The organism is Nodularia spumigena CCY9414, from assembly GCF_000340565.2.
Lineage (GTDB): Bacteria > Cyanobacteriota > Cyanobacteriia > Cyanobacteriales > Nostocaceae > Nodularia > Nodularia spumigena.
Genome location: NZ_CP007203.1, coordinates 2,130,637 through 2,151,344 on the forward strand (window position 1 = coordinate 2,130,637; position 20,708 = coordinate 2,151,344).

The 20,708-nt window shown below is 41.1% G+C and carries 14 protein-coding genes; 4 read left to right on the forward strand and 10 right to left on the reverse strand.

Translation table 11 applies throughout. The features are described 5' to 3' along the window. Window positions 1-4 precede the first annotated feature (4 nt). The 4 genes from NSP_RS09495 to NSP_RS09510 all read right to left on the reverse strand — a co-directional run bounded on the left by NSP_RS09495 (window position 5) and on the right by NSP_RS09510 (window position 3,624). Entirely contained in the window at window positions 5-1,051 is a 1,047-nt protein-coding gene (locus NSP_RS09495) for a DUF1822 family protein (protein WP_006198158.1), read from the reverse strand. A 109-nt stretch (window positions 1,052-1,160) separates the two neighbouring features. Then, entirely contained in the window at window positions 1,161-2,606 is a 1,446-nt protein-coding gene (locus NSP_RS09500) for a hypothetical protein (protein ID WP_017804017.1), read from the reverse strand. 209 nt (window positions 2,607-2,815) lie between these two features. Next, a complete protein-coding gene (locus NSP_RS09505) occupies window positions 2,816-3,052 on the reverse strand; it encodes a hypothetical protein (protein WP_006194596.1) in 237 nt (78 codons plus the stop codon). A gap of 245 nt (window positions 3,053-3,297) precedes the next feature. Beyond that, on the reverse strand, window positions 3,298-3,624 hold the full coding sequence (locus NSP_RS09510) for a hypothetical protein (protein ID WP_231859564.1): 327 nt from the start codon (window positions 3,622-3,624) through the stop codon (window positions 3,298-3,300). Window positions 3,625-3,635: 11 nt separating this feature from the next. On the opposite strand from NSP_RS09510, the gene NSP_RS09515 reads away from it, so the two are divergent. From NSP_RS09515 to NSP_RS09525, 3 genes are all read left to right on the forward strand, one after another. Next, on the forward strand, window positions 3,636-4,232 hold the full coding sequence (locus tag NSP_RS09515) for a hypothetical protein (protein WP_006194594.1): 597 nt from the start codon (window positions 3,636-3,638) through the stop codon (window positions 4,230-4,232). A gap of 177 nt (window positions 4,233-4,409) precedes the next feature. Further along, complete coding sequence (locus tag NSP_RS09520) at window positions 4,410-5,303, forward strand: peptidoglycan-binding domain-containing protein (RefSeq protein ID WP_006194593.1); 894 nt, start codon at window positions 4,410-4,412, stop codon at window positions 5,301-5,303. A 178-nt stretch (window positions 5,304-5,481) separates the two neighbouring features. Beyond that, window positions 5,482-10,116 carry an nSTAND1 domain-containing NTPase gene (locus NSP_RS09525; RefSeq protein ID WP_006194592.1) on the forward strand — a complete coding sequence of 1,545 codons (4,635 nt, stop codon included), beginning with the start codon at window positions 5,482-5,484 and terminating at the stop codon, window positions 10,114-10,116. Window positions 10,117-10,272: 156 nt separating this feature from the next. Here NSP_RS09525 and NSP_RS09530 read toward each other — a convergent pair whose 3' ends face one another. After that, a complete protein-coding gene (locus tag NSP_RS09530; protein ID WP_006194591.1) occupies window positions 10,273-12,165 on the reverse strand; it encodes an alpha-amylase family glycosyl hydrolase in 1,893 nt (630 codons plus the stop codon). Window positions 12,166-12,539: 374 nt separating this feature from the next. Between NSP_RS09530 and NSP_RS26845 the strand changes: the two genes are divergently transcribed. Next, the gene (locus tag NSP_RS26845) at window positions 12,540-12,713 is read left to right on the forward strand and encodes a hypothetical protein (RefSeq protein ID WP_159076569.1); all 174 of its coding nucleotides are present in this window, start codon (window positions 12,540-12,542) and stop codon (window positions 12,711-12,713) included. A gap of 459 nt (window positions 12,714-13,172) precedes the next feature. On the opposite strand, the gene bioF is transcribed toward NSP_RS26845, so the two are convergent. The 5 genes from bioF to NSP_RS09555 all read right to left on the reverse strand — a co-directional run. Further along, window positions 13,173-14,354 carry an 8-amino-7-oxononanoate synthase gene (bioF, locus tag NSP_RS09535; protein ID WP_006194590.1) on the reverse strand — a complete coding sequence of 394 codons (1,182 nt, stop codon included), beginning with the start codon at window positions 14,352-14,354 and terminating at the stop codon, window positions 13,173-13,175. A gap of 184 nt (window positions 14,355-14,538) precedes the next feature. Continuing rightward, window positions 14,539-15,180, reverse strand: a complete 642-nt coding sequence (gene ruvA, locus NSP_RS09540) for a Holliday junction branch migration protein RuvA (protein ID WP_006194589.1) — start codon at window positions 15,178-15,180, stop codon at window positions 14,539-14,541. Next, window positions 15,177-15,926: a sucrose-phosphate phosphatase gene (locus NSP_RS09545; protein WP_006194588.1), complete on the reverse strand. Its 750-nt coding sequence runs from the start codon at window positions 15,924-15,926 to the stop codon at window positions 15,177-15,179. Before NSP_RS09545 ends, ruvA begins: the two co-directional genes overlap by 4 nt. Window positions 15,927-16,649: 723 nt before the next feature. Beyond that, the gene (locus NSP_RS09550; RefSeq protein ID WP_006194587.1) at window positions 16,650-17,612 is read right to left on the reverse strand and encodes a trypsin-like serine peptidase; all 963 of its coding nucleotides are present in this window, start codon (window positions 17,610-17,612) and stop codon (window positions 16,650-16,652) included. 413 nt (window positions 17,613-18,025) lie between these two features. Beyond that, a partial coding sequence (locus tag NSP_RS09555) for a CHAT domain-containing protein (protein WP_044482810.1) occupies window positions 18,026-20,708 on the reverse strand: 2,683 nt, incomplete at its 5' end.

The following is a 20,708-nucleotide window of genomic DNA, read 5'->3' on the forward strand; positions in this document are numbered from 1 at the left end:
TATCCTATAATTCAAAATCTTCTTTAATTGTGATATTGTCTAAGCTGACCTCAATACTAAACTGTTTACCTTTTTCTCCTTGAAAAGGATTAATTTGAATGTAACTATCTTGACTTCTAGATATAACTTCACACAGTGATTTTCCCGCTTTTGATAGTAAAGTTAGCTTGAGATTAGGCTGTAAAAATTTTGTTTCTCCCCTTGGATGCAACTGGATTAATACACGCAATTTTTCTTCAGCCTCTTCTTTAATATTTACCAACATGACAACAGGATAGTTACCAAGTTGCATTCCTAAGTTAATAATTTTACCTCGTTTGATACTATCAGCATTATTTCTGGTATTCAAAGCTAAATTAGTATCAAGATTAATCAGTGCAGCAATTGACTGCCATTCATCGAGGAAAATCCCCCGCAACCATTGGCTCAATTTAGTTTTAGTTTGAGGCAAAGATTGCATTGAATTATCTTCGTTGTTGACAGTCGTTAACACAGGTAAGGGAATCGCATTAGCATCTAAAAAACGGCAGTAAAATAAAATATGATTTGGCTCTGGATCAAATTCTGCTAGTGGTAGTTGATAACAACTATTCCTTGGTTTTAAATTCATCTTATCTCGATAACCAACGAGTTGGTCGTAACGTAAAATACCTCGAATAATCAGTTCTGCTTGCTCTTCTAATATTTCAATGACGACATATAAATGAGCGCACGCTTCCGGCTTAATAATATTATCTTCAGGTATGTTTATTAATTCATCTAGTAGATTTTCAGTAACGATTAAACAAAATTTAAATTCACCTACTTGGATATGAGTAAAAGTATCAATAATCTGATTGCTCCGATTGATGGGTTGCTCAGGTAGGTGTTCTTTGAGCCATTTAGCAAATCCTAGTGATGCTAGTGCATTTAAATATGTTTCCCACTGTTTTAATTCACCAACTACCTGCTGACTGACGTTTCTTGCTGAATAAAAATGTTCTGGTTCTAACCAAATTAATTCTGGTAATAATAATCTCAAATTATTGGTATTCTCATGATTATTAATCATTATTTTTCTACTCTATTTCAATTAAATTAAATATCTATGCGACAGAAAATACAGCAGTTTTTGTCCGTATGAAGCACAAAATTATCGAGTTTCAGTGAGAGCTAAAAACTTAATTTTGCCTAGATTGGGTTTGCAAGTAATTCCGAAGTTTTTGAGCATATAAACTATCAAGGGAACGGTTTTTGCTGGCTCTAATTTCTTCTCCTGCTTCTATAAATACTTCTACATCGACAAAATTTTCTATTTGTTCAGCCAAGGTTTTCAGGTATTCGGGTTCGGGAGGAATTGAGGTTAAACCTTTAGTATGAGCTTTTTCTAAAACAGTATCGAGAAGTTTCTGTACCGTTAATGTACGTACCTTACTCAACAGTTCACCAGGATTTAATATTCGTCGTGTTTGATCCCAACTTGTCATGGACAAAAGCTCTACAATGTCCTTCAAAGTCCTACACTCACAGTAATATAGTTGTAAACCAGGAAGATACTTGTGAGCTAGCGGAGCATAACTTCTACTGGTTTTTAACTTGGCAATTGTCTTACTAATTTCTTGTGCGATCGCATCAGACAAAATTAATTTAAATTGTTGATGTAGAAATTCTATTATTTCCTGTTCTTCTAAATGCGATTCATCGTAAGAAACTGTGGGTAAATCTTTTCTGGGTTTATGTATCCCAGTATCCTGATCTGGAATTTCGAGAGGTTCTCTGTAACTCCAAACGTCATATTGTCGCAGTTGGTTTCCTACTTGTTTGAGTTCTTGCTTCAACTCATCTGTAGTCTTGATTATGATGTCATGTTCTTGCAAGCGCGTCAGCATTTCCTGCAACTGGGAAATAGTCGGGTCTGGACATTTTCCCACTTCTATCTGTCTTCTTTCACGTCTATCTCTTCGATAGACAGCATGAAATACCGTTATTAGTTGGCGCGATCGCTGAGTTAAAATTTGTAGTTGCTTGGATCTAACTCGGTTTAATAATGACCAATCACTATGATACTGAAAACCAAATTCTGATAAAAACTTTCTCAGTTCTGGATTTTGTTTAGTTTGCAAATACGTCCAATTATCTAGACTCATACTTGATTGAGAGTCATGCTTAAATTTGCGTAAGACTTCCACTGTAAACAATTTATAAGTTTTTGTCTGAGGAACACCATGCTCATCTATGACTAATTGAGTTTTGCGATCGCTATCCAAAATAACTAATTTGTTGCCATCATCATCTAGTACACAGCTTAATAAATCTTGATAGCTGAAAGATTTTTCACCACTGAAGAGACTATCAATTTTTTGACAGGCTTTCAGAATCGGGTAGGAAACATAGCACCGCAGACACAAACCAGCTAGTCCACGATTGATCAAATCCTTCTCCCCCAGATGATTGGTATAAAAATTCCCTAGCAGGATAGATTGGATGTCATCATTTTGGCAATGATCAACTTGTTGCTGGAAAAAATCCCGTGCTTGAGACAGGTCACACTGTTTGTATCCTACTTGTTGATTAGTGAGATTAATTCGCCAAATCGTCCAGTACCTTGATCTTGATGCAGCATTCATATTTACTGCTTTGCCTCACATTTGCTGAAATTTTGAGTCATACACTTGCATTAAATAACTAAATGCCAGCATTGTGAACATATGCAGCTAAATTGCAGTTTTTTGGCTAGCTCTGATCCTGTCAGTCTTTCATCTCGGTTGAATTTTCGTCCTTGGGCTTATCTACAGTTTGATCGGTTCTGTATCCCCCGTTTTCATGGTTTATTAACTCAATATTGGCGATTATTCTCCATTTTCGTCGCTTCTTCTACGGTTTCAGGGTATTTATTGTTGCTGGGTTGAGCTAGACCTGCGGCGGCTGCTATGGCTGTTCCGGCTAATCCCATTCCCGCCGACCATTTCACGGAGTCAGCATTTTGAGGTAAAAAGAGAACCGCGACCCCAATCGCTCCACCAATAGTGGCTAAAAGTAGAGGGGTAAAAGCTCGGATCAAATTAGCTTGCATAGTTTTTCACAATATGAATTTTTGGCTCAGTCATAAATACAAACAAGATGTTTCAACTTATGCAGTGTCATATAGCATTTCTCATTTTAGTCAGGTACATCCTCTGAGAATCGCTATAAAACAACCTCTTACAAAAATACTGCATAAGCTGATTTTGATAACACCTATAAATCAGTGAACAGTTATCAGAATTGTTATCTGGTGTTTTGCATCTGTAAGCAGACTGATAAATGTGAGATACATATTTACAGTGCATAAATCATGCAAAATAAATTCATAAAAAGCATTAATTTCCCAGCACGAAATGCCGAAATCCTCAAGTCAATAACCCCTATGTTTTTAGCGATTGTCGGTGCTGTAATCGCCATCGCAGCACTAGGATCACCAAAAATTTCTAATGAGAAATTAACATCTGCAATTGGCTTGGCAGGAACAGCCATATCTGGGGCTGCTGGGTTGTCTCGATCAAGTTCGACAGAATCTAATTCAGATCCAGAAAAATAGAGTTTTGCCACAAGAAACACATTTTTATATTGGGACACACTTCTGCTCAATATCTTTATCTTATTCATCAATTAATACCATGCAATCTATTAACACTACGAAACTTTTTGTCCTCAAACCAGAGTATGAAAAGCTCTGGAATAGCTGTCAGATTAGACCTGAGTGGCTAGAGCGTACTAAAAAAGTCGTCATCAACATTCAAGCGAAACGCGATCGCTATGAAAGCGTAGCCTCAGAAACTAAAGTTCCCTGGTATTTTATTGGGTGTATCCATAACATGGAGGCATCTTTAAACTTCAACAGTCACCTCCATAATGGTGATTCCCTTAAAGCTCGAACTCATCGGGTTCCGAAAGCTCGCCCAATAAATACCCCTAAAAATGGTTGGGATGTTGGCTATTCTTGGGAAGAAAGTGCAGCAGATGCACTAATTATGAAAAACTTTCATAAAGCTCAAGATTGGACTATTCCGGCTCAGTTATGGCGGCTCGAACTTTACAATGGTTTTGGTTATAGACTTCATCATCCAGATGTGCTGACACCTTATCTCTGGAGTGGTACTCATAACTATAACAAAGGTAAATATGTTGCAGATAATAAGTGGAGTCCTGATGCTATTTCTGAGCAAGTGGGAGCAGCAGCCATCTTAAAACTGTTGTTACCTGAAATCAAATAAACCTTCCATAGCTTTAGTTTAAATCCTGACAGATACCAGTACAAAAAGTGCTGGTATTTTTTTGTGAAGTAGTTACAAGTGCATAAGTTCCTGAGCAATACAACTATTACAAAATAACAGCCAATTCAAAAATATTGTTTGGCTAAATCAATTAAATTAAACTAGAGGATCACATCTATGCAACTAGCGGAAAGAATAGGTACACAAGAAACTATTAGTTTAGAAAAATTACAAAATGACTCTAAACTAGCAAGAGAATTACAACAAAAATTAATTGACTTGGGTTTACTAGATCCACTTGCTGATGGAAAATTTGGACGTTTTTCTACTCAGGCACTGAAAGATTTCCAATTACTCATGAAAATAGAAGAGGAGGGTCTAGGTAAAGCAACTATCCAAGCTTTAATTGAAGTTAAAGAAGTTATCCCTTTGCAGTTGAGTGATAATTTGGCTAGCCGAATCATTAAGTATATGCAAAGTAAAAATAAAAATTACTTTGTTGCCAGAGGAAAACAGAGATACAACATCATTTATATTGAAGGAGCTAATGCTGATGGTGTACCAAATGCTGATAAATTAAATGAATGGAACGATCGCCGGATTGTGATTGAAATCGCGATGGGAACTCCGCAAATTGTGGGTAACTGGCTAGCTACCACAGAACCTGGACATTATTACACAGTCAATCCCATGAATCCGAAAGGTGCAGCGAGAATTGCATTTGGGCAGTATCCAGCTTGGCAAGTAGGGACACATGGCAACTCTGAGCCTCATGAAGCACTGGTTCAAACTGGTGTAGTTAAACTACATCGCGATCGCAATAAAGATGGATTTCGGACTGGCGATCCTGAAGATATTGGTTCTCATTTCGGAATTAATCAACATTGGGGTTATGACAATAAATTGGTTGATAAAGCCAGTGCTGGTTGTTTGGTAGGACAAACTCGTCAGGGACATAGAGAATTTATGCAGATCATTAAACAAGACCGTCGCTACCAGTTGAATAATAAATATACTTTCATGTCAACCATTATTGCTGGTGATGATTTAGCCAAAACTGTCCCCGCTTGAAATTAACTAATGACCAATGACCAATGACGCGTCATTGGTCATTTCACCCCATCTAATCAAGTTCAACTAAGAAAAAAATATTATTTTTCTACAAAATATCGTAAAAATGCGCTATAAACTGTTAATTTAGCTTATATATGATAGTATACTTACAAAATAAACTTTATACTTATAAATAATGAGCAAAACAGTTGTCATCAATCTGGGAAATGGCGACTTGCACAATGGATTTCCCAGCGTTACCGCGCAAATTCGCTCAGATGAGCATCTGCCCCCAGAGCAATTTATTGGTAGCTTGCCCGCAGATCCAAACTTGGTAGAACTATATAGAAACTGGCGATCAATTTATCAGGCTCTGTGTAGTCGTCAATCACTGCGTTCTCAAGGCTGGGAGGAAGATGACAAACTGGAAATAGAAGCAGGAGCTATCACTAACGTTTCTCTGCTCGATTTTGATGAATTATGCCAAAATTTAGAAGATAACATTAATACTTGGCTGAAATCTACGGAGTTTCTGACAATTGAGCGAAAATTGCGATCGCAACTAAACCCAGCAGAAGAAATTCGAGTAATTATAGAAACCAACGATGACAATCTGCGACGCTTACCCTTGCATAGTTGGGATTTTTTGAAGGATTATCCCAAAGCAGAACTAGCTCTCTCCAGGCCAGAGTATCAACGGCGAGAATCTTTACAGCCAACATTCACAAGAATTCAAGTCAGAATCTTAGCGATTTTGGGGAATAGCCAAGGCATCGATTTGCAGACAGAAACAACTTTTCTCAAAAGCTTAGACAATATTGCAGAAGTTGTTTCTCTCAACAATCCCTCGCGTCAAGAATTCAACAGGCAGCTTTGGGACTCTAGAGGCTGGGATATTCTGTTTTTTGCAGGTCATAGTCAAACCGAAGGTGACACAGGCAGAATTTACATCAATGAAAATCAGATAAATAACAGTCTGACAATAGAACAGTTAGAAGAAGCTTTGATTGCAGCCATTGAAAAAGGTTTAAAGCTAGCAATTTTCAACTCCTGTGATGGACTGGGATTGGCCAATGCTTTGGGGAGATTACATATTCCCCAGGTGATTGTGATGCGGGAGCCAGTGCCAAATTATGTAGCACAGGTATTTTTTCAAAATTTTCTCCAGGCTTTTGCCATTGAACACAAGCCTTTATATCTAGCCATTCAGCACGCACGCAGGCAGTTACAAGGTTTAGAGGATAATTTTCCTGGTGCTTCTTGGTTACCCGTAATTTGTCAAAACCCATCTGTACAACCACCAACTTGGTTACAGTTGGGCGGGATTTCCCCTTGTCCCTATCGCGGTTTATTTGCCTTTCGAGAGGAGGATGCACACTTATTTTTTGGCAGAGAAAAATTCACGGCTAATTTAGTCAAAGCGGTGAAAAAAAAGCGGTTTGTGGCTGTAGTGGGAGCTAGTGGCAGTGGTAAGTCTAGTTTAGTATTTGCTGGGTTGACTCCCCAGTTGCGACAAGACCCAAATGTGCAATGGCAAATCTTTGATTTTCGTCCAGGGAAAAATCCCTTTGAAGCTTTGGCGACTGCATTAGTGAGTTTACGGCAGTGTTGTCCCTCTGTTTCCCTAGAAAATATACTAGAGTTGCCAAAAGATCATACCACTACTCGCTTACTAGAATTAGATTTAGCGATCGCCTTAGAGCAAAACCACCAATTACTACACACCATCCTAGAAAAGTTTGTCCAGCATGAATTTGGCACTCGTTTACTACTCATAGCAGATCAGTTTGAGGAACTTTACACCCTTTGTCCAGAACCACAACGTCAGCCTTTTTTAGATTTATTACTCAATGCTTATAGTTTCACTCCCGCCTTCACCATCGTTTTAACCCTGCGGGCTGACTTTTACAGCTATGCCCTTTCTTACCGCCGCTTTAGTGATGCCTTGCAAGGAGCAGTGCAGAACCTTGGCCCCATGAATAGAAAGGAATTGCGTCGGGTGATAGAAGAACCTGCCAAAAAAATGCACCTAGGACTAGAAGCAGGATTAACCAATCAATTAATCGACGAGATAGACCAACAGCCAGGACATTTGCCGTTACTTGAGTTTGCCCTTACCCAGTTATGGTCAAAACAGCAAAATAGGCTCTTAACTCATCAGGCTTATCAAGAAATTGGTGGTGTAGAAGAAGCCTTGGCTAACCATGCTGAGGCTGTCTATGCCCAGCTAAACGAAGCAGACAGGCAAAGGGCGCAACAAATATTTATCCAATTGGTACGTTTAGGAGATGAGACAGAAGCTACCCGACGGTTGACAACTCGTGAGGAAGTCAGGCTAGAAAACTGGGATTTAGTCACACAACTTGCTTCTTCACGTCTAGTAGTGACCAACCGTAATGAGTCCACGGCAGAAGAAACAGTAGAAATTGTCCATGAAGCGTTAATTAGAAGCTGGGGACGACTGGAAGAGTGGCTACTTGAGGATGGTGACTTTCTGCGCTGGCGAGAACAATTGCGTTTAGCAATTCGCCAATGGGAAAATAATGGACATGATCAAGATGCGCTATTACGAGGTAAGGCCTTGACAGATGCCCAAGAATGGCAATTGCAACGCTCACAAGAACTCAATACAAATGAAATCAGGTTCATTAAGCAGAGTTTGGAACTGAGAGAACTTGAGGTTAAACAGCAGCAGCGCATACGTAAACTAGCAATTTCATCCCTAGTTGCTGGTTTAGTCTTCAGCCTCGGTCTCGCTGGGTTTGCTTGGTTGCAAAGACAAAAGGCACAGATTAGCGAAACTAAAGCAATCAGCTCATCAGCCGAAAGCTTGCTTAATGCAAATCTAGAGTTCGATGGATTAATTGCCAGTATTAGAGCAGGTAGGCGCATCAAAGGCACTGAGGGAATTGATGCCAACACTCGCACTCAAGTTACCGAAACTCTACAACAGTCCATCAACTTCGTCAGAGAGAAAAATCGTTTAGCAGAGCATGATGGAATCCTAGAGAGTGTCAGTTTTAGCCCTGATGGTCAATTCATTGCCACCGCCAGCAGAGATAAAACCGTCAAAATTTGGAGTCTCGACGGCAAAAAACAGCCAGTCATGCTGCGAGAAAAGACAGGAGAGGGATTTAATAGCGTTGCCTTCAGCCCGGACAGTACACTCATAGCTACCGGCAGTTGGGATAAAACAGCAAAAATATGGAGTCGAGACGGTAAACTCCTCCACACTCTTGACAAACATAAAGAAGCAGTTTTGGAAGTCGCCTTTAGTCCTAATAGTCAGCTACTTGCTACTGCTAGTTGGGACAACACAGTTAAACTCTGGAGTCGGGACGGTAAACTCCTGCACACTCTTGACAAACATAAAGATAAGGTCAACAGCGTCACCTTTAGCCCAGACGGTAAGCTAATTGCTACTGTCGGTTGGGACAACACCATGAAACTCTGGAATCTTGATGGTAAGGAATTGCGAACCTTTACCGGACATAAAGATATGATTTGGAGTGTCAGCTTTAGCCCAGATGGTAAACAAATTGCTACCGCCGGTGGTGACAGAACTGTCAAAATTTGGAATTTGGAAGGAAAAGAACTGCGAACCCTCATAGGTCATCAAAATGGGGTGAACAGTGTGATATTCAGTCCCGACGGTAAACTGATTGCTACAGCTAGTGGTGACAAAACTGTCAAACTTTGGAACAGCAAAGGAAAAGAACTAGAAACCCTCTACGGACACACTGATGCAGTTAATAGCGTCGCCTTTAGTCCTGATGGCACATCCATCGCTACAGCTGGTAGTGACAGAACGGCTAAAATTTGGAGATTCAACAGTCCTAACAGCATTATTGTCCGGGGTCATGAAGATGAGGTTTTTGACCTAGTGTTTAGCCCAAATGGTAAGTACATTGCTACAGCTAGTTGGGATAAAACCGCCAAACTCTGGAGTATTGTAGGGGATAAACTTCAAGAACTGCGAACCTTCAAGGGACATAAAGGCAGGGTAAATAAGCTGAGTTTCAGCCCAGATGGTCAGTTAATTGCGACGACGAGTTGGGATAAAACCGCCAAACTCTGGAATCTAGACGGTACATTACATAAAACTCTTATAGGACACAAAGATACAGTCTGGAGTATAAATTTCAGTCCAGATGGTCAATTAATTGCTACGGCTAGTGAGGATAAAACTGTCAAACTCTGGAATCGAGACGGTGAATTGCTTAAAACTCTCCCACGTCAGAGTAGTGTAGTTAATAGCGCAGTGTTCAGCCCTGACGGTAAGCGAATTGCTACGGCTGGTTGGGACAAAACAGTGAAAATTTGGAGTATTGACGGCAAAGAACTAAAAATCTTAGATGGACATACAAGTGGTATTAACAACCTCACCTTCAGCCGGGATGGTAAGCTGATTGCTAGTGCCAGTTGGGATAATACTGTCAAAATTTGGCATCTTGACGGTCAAAAAACGCAAACTTTGGAAGGACATAAAAATGTTGTTCACAATGTTGCCTTCAGCCCAGATGGTAAATTTATTGCTACGGCCAGTGGTGATAATACTGTAAAAATCTGGAATCTTGATGGCAAAAAAGAATTGCGTACCCTGCGAGGCTATAAAGATGCAGTTTGGAGTGTGCGCTTTAGTCCTGATGGTAAGACTCTAGCCACAGGTAGCAGACATGATATCGTGGTTTGGCATTTATATTTAGATGATTTAGATCAATTACTAGTGCGTGGTTGTGATTGGGCGCGAGATTATTTGCAGAATAATCCTGATGTGAAACCTGATGAAAAAAGTTTATGCGACGGGATACGCTCCATTCCTCAACAATGATGAAGTAATACAGCACATTTCATTTTGGTAGGTACGTTCGGGCGGGCAGGATGCCCACCCCACAAGATTTATAATATTAATTTGTGTACTTCATTTACTTGCAAAGTGCTGTATATTTGAGACTTTGACTAATTGAAAGCCTCAAATATGTTATTCCTATTTCACTAAGATTTGTACTTCCATCGGTTGGAGAGTTACTTTCATCACTCGTACTGGCCCATAATTTTTGTGACCATTAACTTCTGTGATGTTGACACCGTGCTGTTCTTCAACTTTTTTGGGTTGAATACTGTTATCCCTAGATTTATTGCTAAATAAAATTTTGAAAGTAGGGTTTTCAGAATGGAGATTGTCATCAACTATTACATAAACAGACTGAGTAAGTTCTGTGTTCGTATTTGCTACCACAACTACTTCTGTCTCATTCAGGATGCGTGAGAACGCCAGGACACCAGAATTGTAGGGTGAAATGCCATAATTAATGCGATCGCCTGATATAGGACGAAAATACTGCCGACCATAGCGCAGCGCAGGGTGGGTCTTGCGGTATTCAGATACTTCTGCAATTGCTTTATAGAAAGAGTGGTCACGATTGAAGCCGCCTTCTGGTTTACCCCATAAAGCTTGACGAACTACGAGATCACCAAAGTCGGTATTGTCTGGAACAGAACCATTGAGTCCCTGTTCTGTGCCGTAGTATATGCAGGGTATCCCTTGTAAAGCAAACAAACAGGTAATAGCTAAAGTTACTTGGTCATCAAATTTCTGAGGATTTTCAGGGTCACTGTAATAAAAGCGACTCTTCAAATCATGGTTATCAAGGAATGTCACCAAAAATTTGCTGACATCTCCATGCGAACTGATAATACCACGCAGACTTTCCTTACGTCTTTCATACACATCAACTACTGCTTTTGGTGCTTTCGCGCCTTTCAACGCATGGGGAAGTTGGAAGAACAAAGGAAAATCAAGCGCCGCATCAATACCTAATAAATCACCGGGTTCAGTTGCATTGCGACCAATAAAGTGTCTAATTTTCTCCTCTGTATTATTTTCTTCAGCCCATATCTCACCAAAAGAGAATAAATTTTTCTTACCAATACTTAAAGCAAATTCGTGCATCGCATTACCAAAAATTCTGGCGAATTCTGGCTCAATAAACCTCAACGTATCAATGCGAAATCCGTCAATATCGAACTGGGCAATTAAATATTGATGAATCCTGATTAAGATATTACGTACTTCTGGAATATCAGTAATTAGCTCCCGCAAATCGCTAAAATCGCCACCTTTTTCAGTATCACCTCTAGTTCCTCTCCTGCGGAAAAACTCATTCTTGCAAAGTTCTTGAGGCCATACTGCTGCATTAGAGTCAAGGTTAGAAAATTCGTCAACGGGTGCATTCATCCATTGCGGTTTTCCCTCTTTGTCATGCCAATTAATATTATAAGGATTATTCGGTTCATCAATGAATTGAGGTGATTTAACATCTTTGCTATCAATGAAATAGCTGAAAACATTACCGACATGGTTAAGTACAATATCAAAAATTACATAAATCCCGCGTGCATGAGCCTCATCAATTAGTGCTTGTAATTCCTCTTCTGGATTTTCTTTGTTGGTAGCGAATCGCGGATCAATTTGTAAAAAATCTTGAATCCCATAGCCGTGGTAGGTAGGTTTATACTGACAATTTTTGAAAGGAGGAGTTAGCCAAATTGCTCCCACACCTAATTTTTGTAAATAGTCTAATTGCTGACGGATACCTTCAAAAGTACCACCTTGGAAAACCAAACCTTTTTCACCTAAAAAACTATCACCATCAAAAGCATTCCAAGCACTTTTAGGCTCACACGATGGGTTATTAAAGCGGTCTACCATAATAAAGTAAATCCACACATCTCGCCAATCTTTCGGTGATGGGAAAGGAGAAGGAATTTCTTTCAACTCATCCCCAACTTGGACGCATTTCGGTTCGTTTCTCAGAGCCTTATTCTTCAACTCATTGAACGTATTGTAAACTTCTCCTGAGTCAATTGATCTAAGCATTTTCTCTCCTGAGATATCCAAGATACTATTTCTGTATCTGAATAGATATCTGTATTGTGAGCTTGTGCAGTTGCTAATCAGATACATTCAGTAGAGCCAGAAGTTTTCCGCTCACCTACAGTAGTGCGTAGCTTATTACTGGACTTTAGACTAAAAAATGCGATCGTTAGCTCATGGGAGTGAAAAAAAATCAAGGGATGCCTGTAAGAACAGACACCCCCGTAGTGGAAGATGAAAGAAGCACAACCAACGTTCATCAACCGCTATGGATGTTTTTACACAACTAAAGGAATTCCGTCAAGCAGCATACCAATGTTTATGTCGGGCAAAGGACGCAACATTTGAAATGACGGATGCAATATTGCTGACACGAAATGCCTACAGTCTGGCAGACTTATCAATGTGTCCAGTATTCCGTCAAACCACCAAAACCACGAGGTAAATCTCCCGGCTGGAAACCAGGACAGAAGAGACGACGTAGAATTCGCTATCCTATCGTCAAAAAGCGCACTTCTCCTTTACGTAAAGCCCAGCCTAAATCCGCTTGATTTCTAACTTTTATCATTTTTTACTTTGCTTTTTTTCAACTCAGCTTCCCTGAGTCACTTTGTGCTTTTAGTCTAAAGTCCAGTTATTACTCTGGAGTAGTGACTTGCCTTAATTTCATGATTGTTCCAAAAACAAAATTATTTAATATTGTTATCTATCTCAAAATCTTCTTTTGTGTTCTTCTCCCAAAGGGAGAGGCTAGCGCCAAAGCGGTTCGTTCCTCTATATTTTCATATGATCGAAATACCTGCGTTTGTGCTAAATCCCTGATACTTTGAACAAACTTCAAAGCTGAATTTTTGCGTAATTGCTATAGTAATCCCGTTTGATTTCTGTAGCTTGCGTGGCGTAGCCATATTTATTTGCGTAGGCGGGGAGTGGGGAGTGGGGAGTGGGGAAGAGCCTTTTTATGTTGTACTGAGATTGTAAGCGCATAGCGCAGGCTACGCCAACAAAAATCAAATAGGAGTCCTATATAAAATCTTACTGAGAACTGATACCAATTTTTCAATATGTGCGGCTTCATGAGTAGCCATCACAGATATCCGTATCCGACTTGTAGGAACTGTGGGGGGACGAATAGCTGGGGCAAAAATACCGTGATTTCTTAACTGTTTACCAACTCTGAGCGCATCTGCTGCACTGGGTAACTGTAAACATAGTATGGGTGATTCTGTAGGTAATAATTTCAGGTGGGGTAATTGTTCTTTAATTAACTGTTTTAAATAATCCACATTTCGCCATAGTTGCATCAGACGTTGCGGTTCTTGTTGCACTATCTTAATTGCTGCTAAAGCTGCGGCGGTGTCTGCGGGTGAAAGTGCGGTGGTGTAAATCCAACTGGGGGCGCGATTTCGTAAATAATCTATGAGGTTGGCGCTTCCCGCTACATAGCCGCCTAAACTACCCAAGGCTTTACTTAATGTGCCAATTTGAATTAAGATCCTACCTGTGCTGTGAAAATGTTCTACGCATCCTGCACCAGTTTTTCCTAGTACGGCAGTACTATGGGCTTCATCGATGAGCAGCATACAGCTAAAATCTTCTGCTATATCTAATAATTCTGGTAATGGACATAAATCACCATCCATACTGAAGACGCTATCAGTAATTATTAAACAACGTCTGTAGTTTTGGCGTTGCTGACTCAGTTGAGTTTTTAGCGTTTCCATATCACAGTGGGGATATTCTAGGATTTCTGCACCGCTCAGAACTGCCCCATTTTTCAGACTGGAATGATTGTACTGGTCAGATAAAATTAAATCACGCTTACCAACTAAAGCAGCGATCGCACCTAAATTTGCTAAATACCCAGAACTAAATACTATCGCATCTTCGGTTTGTTTCCAAGATGCGATCGCCTGTTCCAATTCCCGATGTAATTCCCGATGTCCACTGATTAATCGAGAACCAGTGCTACCAGTTCCCATTTTTTCAGTAGCATAAATTGCCGCTTTAATCAAGCGTTCATCCCCAGCCAATCCCAAATAGTCATTACTGGCAAAATTAATTACCTCTTCCCCAGACAAAAGCACAGTAGCACCGGGGCGACCATCGATTGTCTGTACACAGCGATACCAGTTAGCTTTGTGAATAGTTGCTAGAGATGCTTCTATCCAACTGTAAGGGTCTTGGGGCATAGGGGAATGCAGGGGAGCAGGGGGAAAAAGAATTTGGCAGTTTTTGCACGGATGCAGGGAATGATAACTAATTAGGCGGACATGATATAAGCAGTACCAATAAAAATAGATGCAATCCTGAAAACCCAGACTTTCTTAATTACGAACGACAAATGACAAATGACTAATGACAAATGACTAATGACTAATGAGTCACTTCTTGGCTGCTGCTCAGATGCGCGATCGCCTGTTTAATCCAATCTTCCACATAAGCGTCTTTTGTGAGTCCAATATCCTCACTGACTACGTGTAAAGCATGACTAACTTCATCGGCGGTATATCCCAAAGCGAAAAGAGTCATTTGCACTTCCTCTAAAATCCCTGGTGCGGGACCGCCTGTAGCGACGAAGAAACCGGCTGATTTGCGCCACTCGACTAACTTGGTTTTCAGTTCCAAACAGATACGCTCTGCGGTCTTTTTGCCCACACCAGGGGCTTGAATTAAGATTTGGGTATTGGCAGCGATAATGGCTTGGACTAAATCTGGAACTTCCAAAGTGTCCAAGAGTGCGATCGCACAAGCCGTACCAATACCACTCACACTCAGCAATTGGCGAAACAAATCCCGTTCTGCGGGTGAAGCAAAGCCGTAGAGAAACGGCACTTCATCACGAATTTGCAGATGGGTAAAAATTTGTGTCACTCCGCCCGATTCTGGCAACTGTTTTGCCAGGCGTTGCGGAACTTGCAAATCATACCCCAAATTATTCACTTCAAGAGTCAACATCATGCGACCCCCGCCAATTGTTTGAATACCAGCGACAATCCCTTTGAGATAGCTAATCATTCTAAGAAACCAAAATATTTTAACCCTTCGAGAATTCCACCAGCACAAACAGCTTGTGCCAGGTAACGATAGTTAGCGGGATACTCGTTGTGCCACTGGAGTAACTCTGGACGTGCATTCCCGACTATGATTCCCCGTTCCTCGCCGACAGCGAATAAAGCAATATCATTACCTGAATCACCGCAGACAACTGTTTGTTCTGCTGCAAAGCTCCACTTTTGACGGAGAAACTGCATTGCCTGACCTTTATCGCTGGTAAGAGGCACAATGTCAAGGTCAATACCGCTACTATAGATTAATTTTATATTTAATTTAGATTTGAGTAACTCTGCCTCTAGTTGCGGTAAAACATTTGCTGCTACTTCTTGATGCAAGAAAAAACTGACTTTAAAAGCCCGTTGTTCTGAATCTGGTTGCAGTTCCAACTCTGGAAAAGACTGAGCAATTTTTAATACCAATTCACTATCCCAACCAGAGGAGAGGATTTCTGACCAACCCGCATCGGGGGTATCCTTACCATCGAGATAAATTTCCGTCCCCACAGACAGAACTAAAGCATCCGGTTCCATGAGATTTTTTTCTTTTTGGAGTTCGCGGTAAAGTATAGGCGATCGCCCTGTAGCATAAACAATCTTAGAGCCGTATTCTTGACGATGTTGACTCAGTGATTTTGTCAGTGCGCCTAAAGCCTTGTCATCACCCACGAAGGTGTTATCCAAGTCAGAGACAAAAAGAAATGGTTTCATGATTTTGATATATCCCAAGTTAGTAGTTGCAAAAATACCTGAAAATTTTTAACTTGACTAAAAGTAATCTGCAAAGACGAATCCTTGATAATGGGTTCCGAGTTAATTTAACAGATTTTGGCTCTGATGTATGCGTAATAGTACAAGCTAGTACAATAATCCTGGGCAAATTCTAATCAAATATAGTAATCCGCTTTGATTTTTGATAGCTTGCGTGGCGTAGCCATACTTACTTGCGTAGGTGGGGAGTGGTCCGTAGGGAGTGGTCCGTGGGAAACAGCTTTTTGAGTTGTAAGCGCAAAGCGCAGGCTACGCCAACAGAAATCAAATAGGAGTCCTATATTTCCTGTGAAAGATACATAACGCGAAGGTTTTAACTGTTAGTCATCAGTCAAAGTTTCAGTTAACAGATTTACCTGTTGCTGTCGCTAGAGCTTACCCCAAAATATTTATGCTTATCCACTATTTTAGGCTTGTCAGTCCACTAAGTAGGTAAGCATGAATAAACCAAACTATGTTAAGACTCGTAAACAGGGACCAAACCCTTACTAATGACCAATGACAAATGACCAATGACGACCCTAGCTAGTTAACTTTATTTCCGCCGACCTACTTACGTCAAAGATTAATAGGACTTACGCAAGAACTCTCTGAAACCCTCTTAACTTCGTGTCCTTTGTGTCCTTCGTGGTTCGTTTTTTCATAATTTTGCGTAAGTCCTGATTAATTTCTCGCAAATAAGCGATCCAAGAAATCAACCTTTACTGCTAAATTGGTAATTCCCCGATTTGTGCCTAACTCTTTAATTTCCGCATTATTCAACGCCACAATATGAGGTTCACCACCAATCCAACCGATGATGGGACCACCGGAAGAACCCCCAGTAGTGTCACAATCATGCAATAATATGTCCTGTTCCTCGTTAAAAATACTGCATCCAGCTTGATAAGAAGCAGTCCAACCCTGACCAGCACTAAGGAACTCATAGCCTTTTCTCTTGGGGTTAGGGAAGTCACCAGAATAGCCTACAAAGAAGAGCTTTTTCTGGTTTTTTAAGAAACTTGCAGTTGGTAGAGATTTCCATCCTAAATAACCATACTTGCGACCAAGGGGCTTATCAATTACCATCACAGCCCAATCATTGATTTGATTACTTATTTCATCACCTGTAAAGTCTGTACCATAGACTACGCGATTTACTACAGCGATATCTCTTTGATTGGGAACCACTCCATTAATTACATTGGGTAAAAACCGGATTTCTTGACTTAATTTATTGGTTGTAGGATCAATCACGCAGTGAGCATTTGTTAACACCAGATTTTCACTGATTAAAGTACCCGTGCAGTGATAATTTTGAAAATCAGTAGTTGTTCCCTGCACTCGCCCAATTGTTGACCAAGGATATTCTCTACTAATCATCGGGATACGGTCATCCCAATCAATAATCGCTCTGTCTGAGTCATAGGGTTTTTCAGATTTCTTTATCTCAGCAGGTTTGAAAGGTTTGCCATTTCCTGATAATTGCAATTGACTTGCATCTTTGAATTTAGTAAATTCTGGTGCTTTGGTTGGTTGTGCTTGTACTGATACCCAACCGCCCCAAGTTGTAAAAGTCAAAATTCCCGCGATAAAGCAAGCAAAAAACAATGTCAAAGGTTGGTTGTAGAAATGCTTTTTCGTCATTGATGAAAGTCCTTAATTAGAAATTGGTTGGTAATGCGATGAAATCTCGGAAACCTAACCCCCCTGCCCCCCTTCCCTACGTTCGCGCAGCGTGCCGAAGGCAGGGAATGGGGGTTTCAAAGCCTCTCTCCCTGTGGGCTACGGTGTACACACAAGTCTTCTCACCCCCTCTAACTCCCCCTTGTAAAGGGGGAGAACCGGATTTTCCCCCCTTTCCAAGGGGGGATTAAGGGGGGTAAATTCAGGGTATGTGCTTGATTGTCAAGATGTGTGTACACCGTAGCCCTGTGGGGGAGAGGTTTGGAGAGGGGTTTCTAGTATACTTTGCGATTTTTTTCATATCCAGTTAGGAAGAGTTTATCTGTTTAGGAGCCATGATATTTTTAACAAAATGTCTATTATTTATTTAGGAATTAATTCCATTCTCCTTGGATGGTAAAAGCTGACCAATAACGGGGGTTTTGCCAATCTTTCTGTTGCCATAGTTTCAATTGCGCTTCCCTCAGAGCGACAACAGGGGTTTTACCTTGTTGCAAAATTTGTGTGTATAATTGCTGCATTAATTCTGATGTGGCTTGGTCATCAACTTTCCACAAGGAAACAACTACACGGGCTGCACCTGCATACATTAATCCTCTTGTCAATCCTATTAAGCCTTCTCCTTTGACTTCTTTACCTAGTCCGCTTTCGCAGGCACTCAAAACGATTAACTCGGCGGGGAGGTCGAGGTTAAATATATCGTTGAGGCGTAAGAAACCTTTTTGTGGTTTACCATCTTTATCTATTAGGGATGTGACTATACCTGATAGTTCTGGGTTGGTGTCATCGAAAATGCCGTGGGTGGCGAATAGCACGAGGCGATATTGACTCAGTTGTTTGCTAGTGACAAATTTGTAGTTAGCATCAAAGTCAAAGGCTTGCAGACTTTCTTGAGGTGATACCATTTTTAGCACTGCGTCAGCCTCTTGGCGCGTACCTGGGAGTCTATCTAAGCCAGTACGATTAATATTGTTTAAAGAGCGTTTCAGGGCAGAACGTTCTAGTTCTAAGTCGAGGGATGAGGAGGCTGGCGGTGTTTTCCCTGTGACGCGTGTATCATCAGCACTGAATACGGGATCTGCGAGAACCGCGAAAGTTTTGGCTGCGGGTTTACGTCCTTTGAGTTGCTGTCTGTGGGTAGCAAGACTGGTGACTGAGGGAAGAGTAATGATTTCATGATTGACTAGCATGGGTTGGTACTTCTGCTCCTGCTTTCCTTGCAGGGAAGGGCGTTGGGGGGTTAGGTCAGATAACACCGCAAAAGGAATCTTATGTAAAATCCCATCAGCGACCACTACTAAGCGTTTTTTCCCCAACTTCTCAGCCACGGGTGCAAGGATAATTTGACTCAGTTCCTGAGCGGCTTTGGTTGTATCGGCTAAATATTGGGCTTTTTCTGCCTCTGTTGCTCCTTGGATGTGTTCTTTTGTCAACTCTTTGTATAAATTACTCGCGGCTGTTTCTATCTTTTCGCTTCCTGGTAGTTCGTAGGTATCGACGGAGTTAGGGGTAACTAGCCACAGATAGCTGCGGTCTTTATCCAAGGAATATTGCAACAACACGGTGTCTTTATCCAATTGTTGTTGAATTTGGCGCAAGCTGAGGGGTTCAGGATACTTTAGTCCAGCATACTGAGGGTTGGTGTTACGGAATTTTGTTTTTAATTCTTGGTGTTGCTTGAGTAAGTCTTGGATTTGTTGTTTGGTAGTTGCTATTAGTTGGGTTGATGGCTCTTTTTGACTGAATAGTTGTGACAACAGTTTTTCTTGGGCATCAATTCGCCATTGCAATTGGCGTTCTTCTGTTAAGAGTTTTGGCTCAACACCTTTACGGATATCTACGTTAGCTTCGGTTAACAGTTCTACCAATCCTCTGGTACGGGAACGTTCGCTAACTTCCAATGCCTTAGCATCATATCTTTTTGATGGGTCTTTTTTGTGCAGTTCCATCAGCAGGTCGGTGTAGAACTTGTAGTATTTCTGCACGGAAGCAAAATAAGAAGCGCGTAGTTCTTGGCTAGCTATTTTGGTGCGTAAATCTTCAACGATTTCAATAGCTGCTTGAATATGTGTTTGGGCTTGTTGTAAATTACCTTGACTGCGTTCTAGGTTAGCTATGTTAAAGAGGGTGGTGGCTTCCCCTCCCTTGTCACCCACTGCACGGTATATGGGTAAGGCTTGGTTGTAGAATTTGAGCGCTTCTTGCTTTTCTCCTAATGAGTCGTAGACAGCGCCAATATTATTGAGGGTGGTGGCTTCCCCTCCCTTGTCTTCCACTGCACGGTATATGGGTAAGGCTTGGTTGTAGTATTTGAGCGCTTCTTGCTTTTCTCCTAATGAGTCGTAGACCAAGCCAATATTATTGAGGGTGGTGGCTTCCCCTCCCTTGTCACCCACTGCACGGCGTATGGGTAAGGCTTGGTTGTAGAATTTGAGCGCTTCTTGCTTTTCTCCTAATGAGTCGTAGACAAAGCCAATATTATTGAGGGTGGTGGCTTCCCCTCCCTTGTCTTCCACTGCACGGCGTATGGGTAAAGCTTGGTTGTAGTATTTGAGCGCTTCTTGCTTTTCTCCTAATGAAGAGTAGACCAAGCCAATATTATTGAGGGTGGTGGCTTCCCCTCCCTTGTCACCCACTGCACGGTATATGGGTAAAGCTTGGTTGTAGAATTTGAGCGCTTCTTGCTTTTCTCCTAATGAGTCGTAGACACTGCCAATATTATTGAGGGTGATGGCTTCCCCTCCCTTGTCACCCACTGCACGGCGTATGGGTAAAGCTTGGTTGTAGTATTTGAGCGCTTCTTGCTTTTCTCCTAATGAGTCGTAGACACTGCCAATATTATTGAGGGTGGTGGCTTCCCCTCCCTTGTCTTCCACTGCACGGTATATGGGTAAAGCTTGGTTGTAGAATTTGAGCGCTTCTTGCTTTTCTCCTAATGAGTCGTAGACACTGCCAATATTATTGAGGGTGGTGGCTTCCCCTCCCTTGTCTTCCACTGCACGGTATATGGGTAAAGCTTGGTTGTAGAATTTGAGCGCTTCTTGCTTTTCTCCTAAT

Bases quoted from the DNA above. Each gene is read 5' to 3' on its own strand.
- NSP_RS26845 (WP_159076569.1), top strand. From the start codon at position 12,540: ATGCCTACAGTCTGGCAGACTTATCAATGTGTCCAGTATTCCGTCAAA.
- NSP_RS09520 (WP_006194593.1), top strand. From the start codon at position 4,410: ATGCAACTAGCGGAAAGAATAGGTACACAAGAAACTATTAGTTTAGAA.
- NSP_RS09545 (WP_006194588.1), bottom strand. From the start codon at position 15,926: ATGAAACCATTTCTTTTTGTCTCTGACTTGGATAACACCTTCGTGGGT.
- ruvA (WP_006194589.1), bottom strand. From the start codon at position 15,180: ATGATTAGCTATCTCAAAGGGATTGTCGCTGGTATTCAAACAATTGGC.
- NSP_RS09525 (WP_006194592.1), top strand. From the start codon at position 5,482: ATGAGCAAAACAGTTGTCATCAATCTGGGAAATGGCGACTTGCACAAT.
- NSP_RS09505 (WP_006194596.1), bottom strand. From the start codon at position 3,052: ATGCAAGCTAATTTGATCCGAGCTTTTACCCCTCTACTTTTAGCCACT.
- NSP_RS09495 (WP_006198158.1), bottom strand. From the start codon at position 1,051: ATGATTAATAATCATGAGAATACCAATAATTTGAGATTATTATTACCA.
- NSP_RS09515 (WP_006194594.1), top strand. From the start codon at position 3,636: ATGCAATCTATTAACACTACGAAACTTTTTGTCCTCAAACCAGAGTAT.
- bioF (WP_006194590.1), bottom strand. From the start codon at position 14,354: ATGCCCCAAGACCCTTACAGTTGGATAGAAGCATCTCTAGCAACTATT.
- NSP_RS09500 (WP_017804017.1), bottom strand. From the start codon at position 2,606: ATGAATGCTGCATCAAGATCAAGGTACTGGACGATTTGGCGAATTAAT.
- NSP_RS09530 (WP_006194591.1), bottom strand. From the start codon at position 12,165: ATGCTTAGATCAATTGACTCAGGAGAAGTTTACAATACGTTCAATGAG.
- NSP_RS09550 (WP_006194587.1), bottom strand. From the start codon at position 17,612: ATGACGAAAAAGCATTTCTACAACCAACCTTTGACATTGTTTTTTGCT.
- NSP_RS09510 (WP_231859564.1), bottom strand. From the start codon at position 3,624: ATGAATAAGATAAAGATATTGAGCAGAAGTGTGTCCCAATATAAAAAT.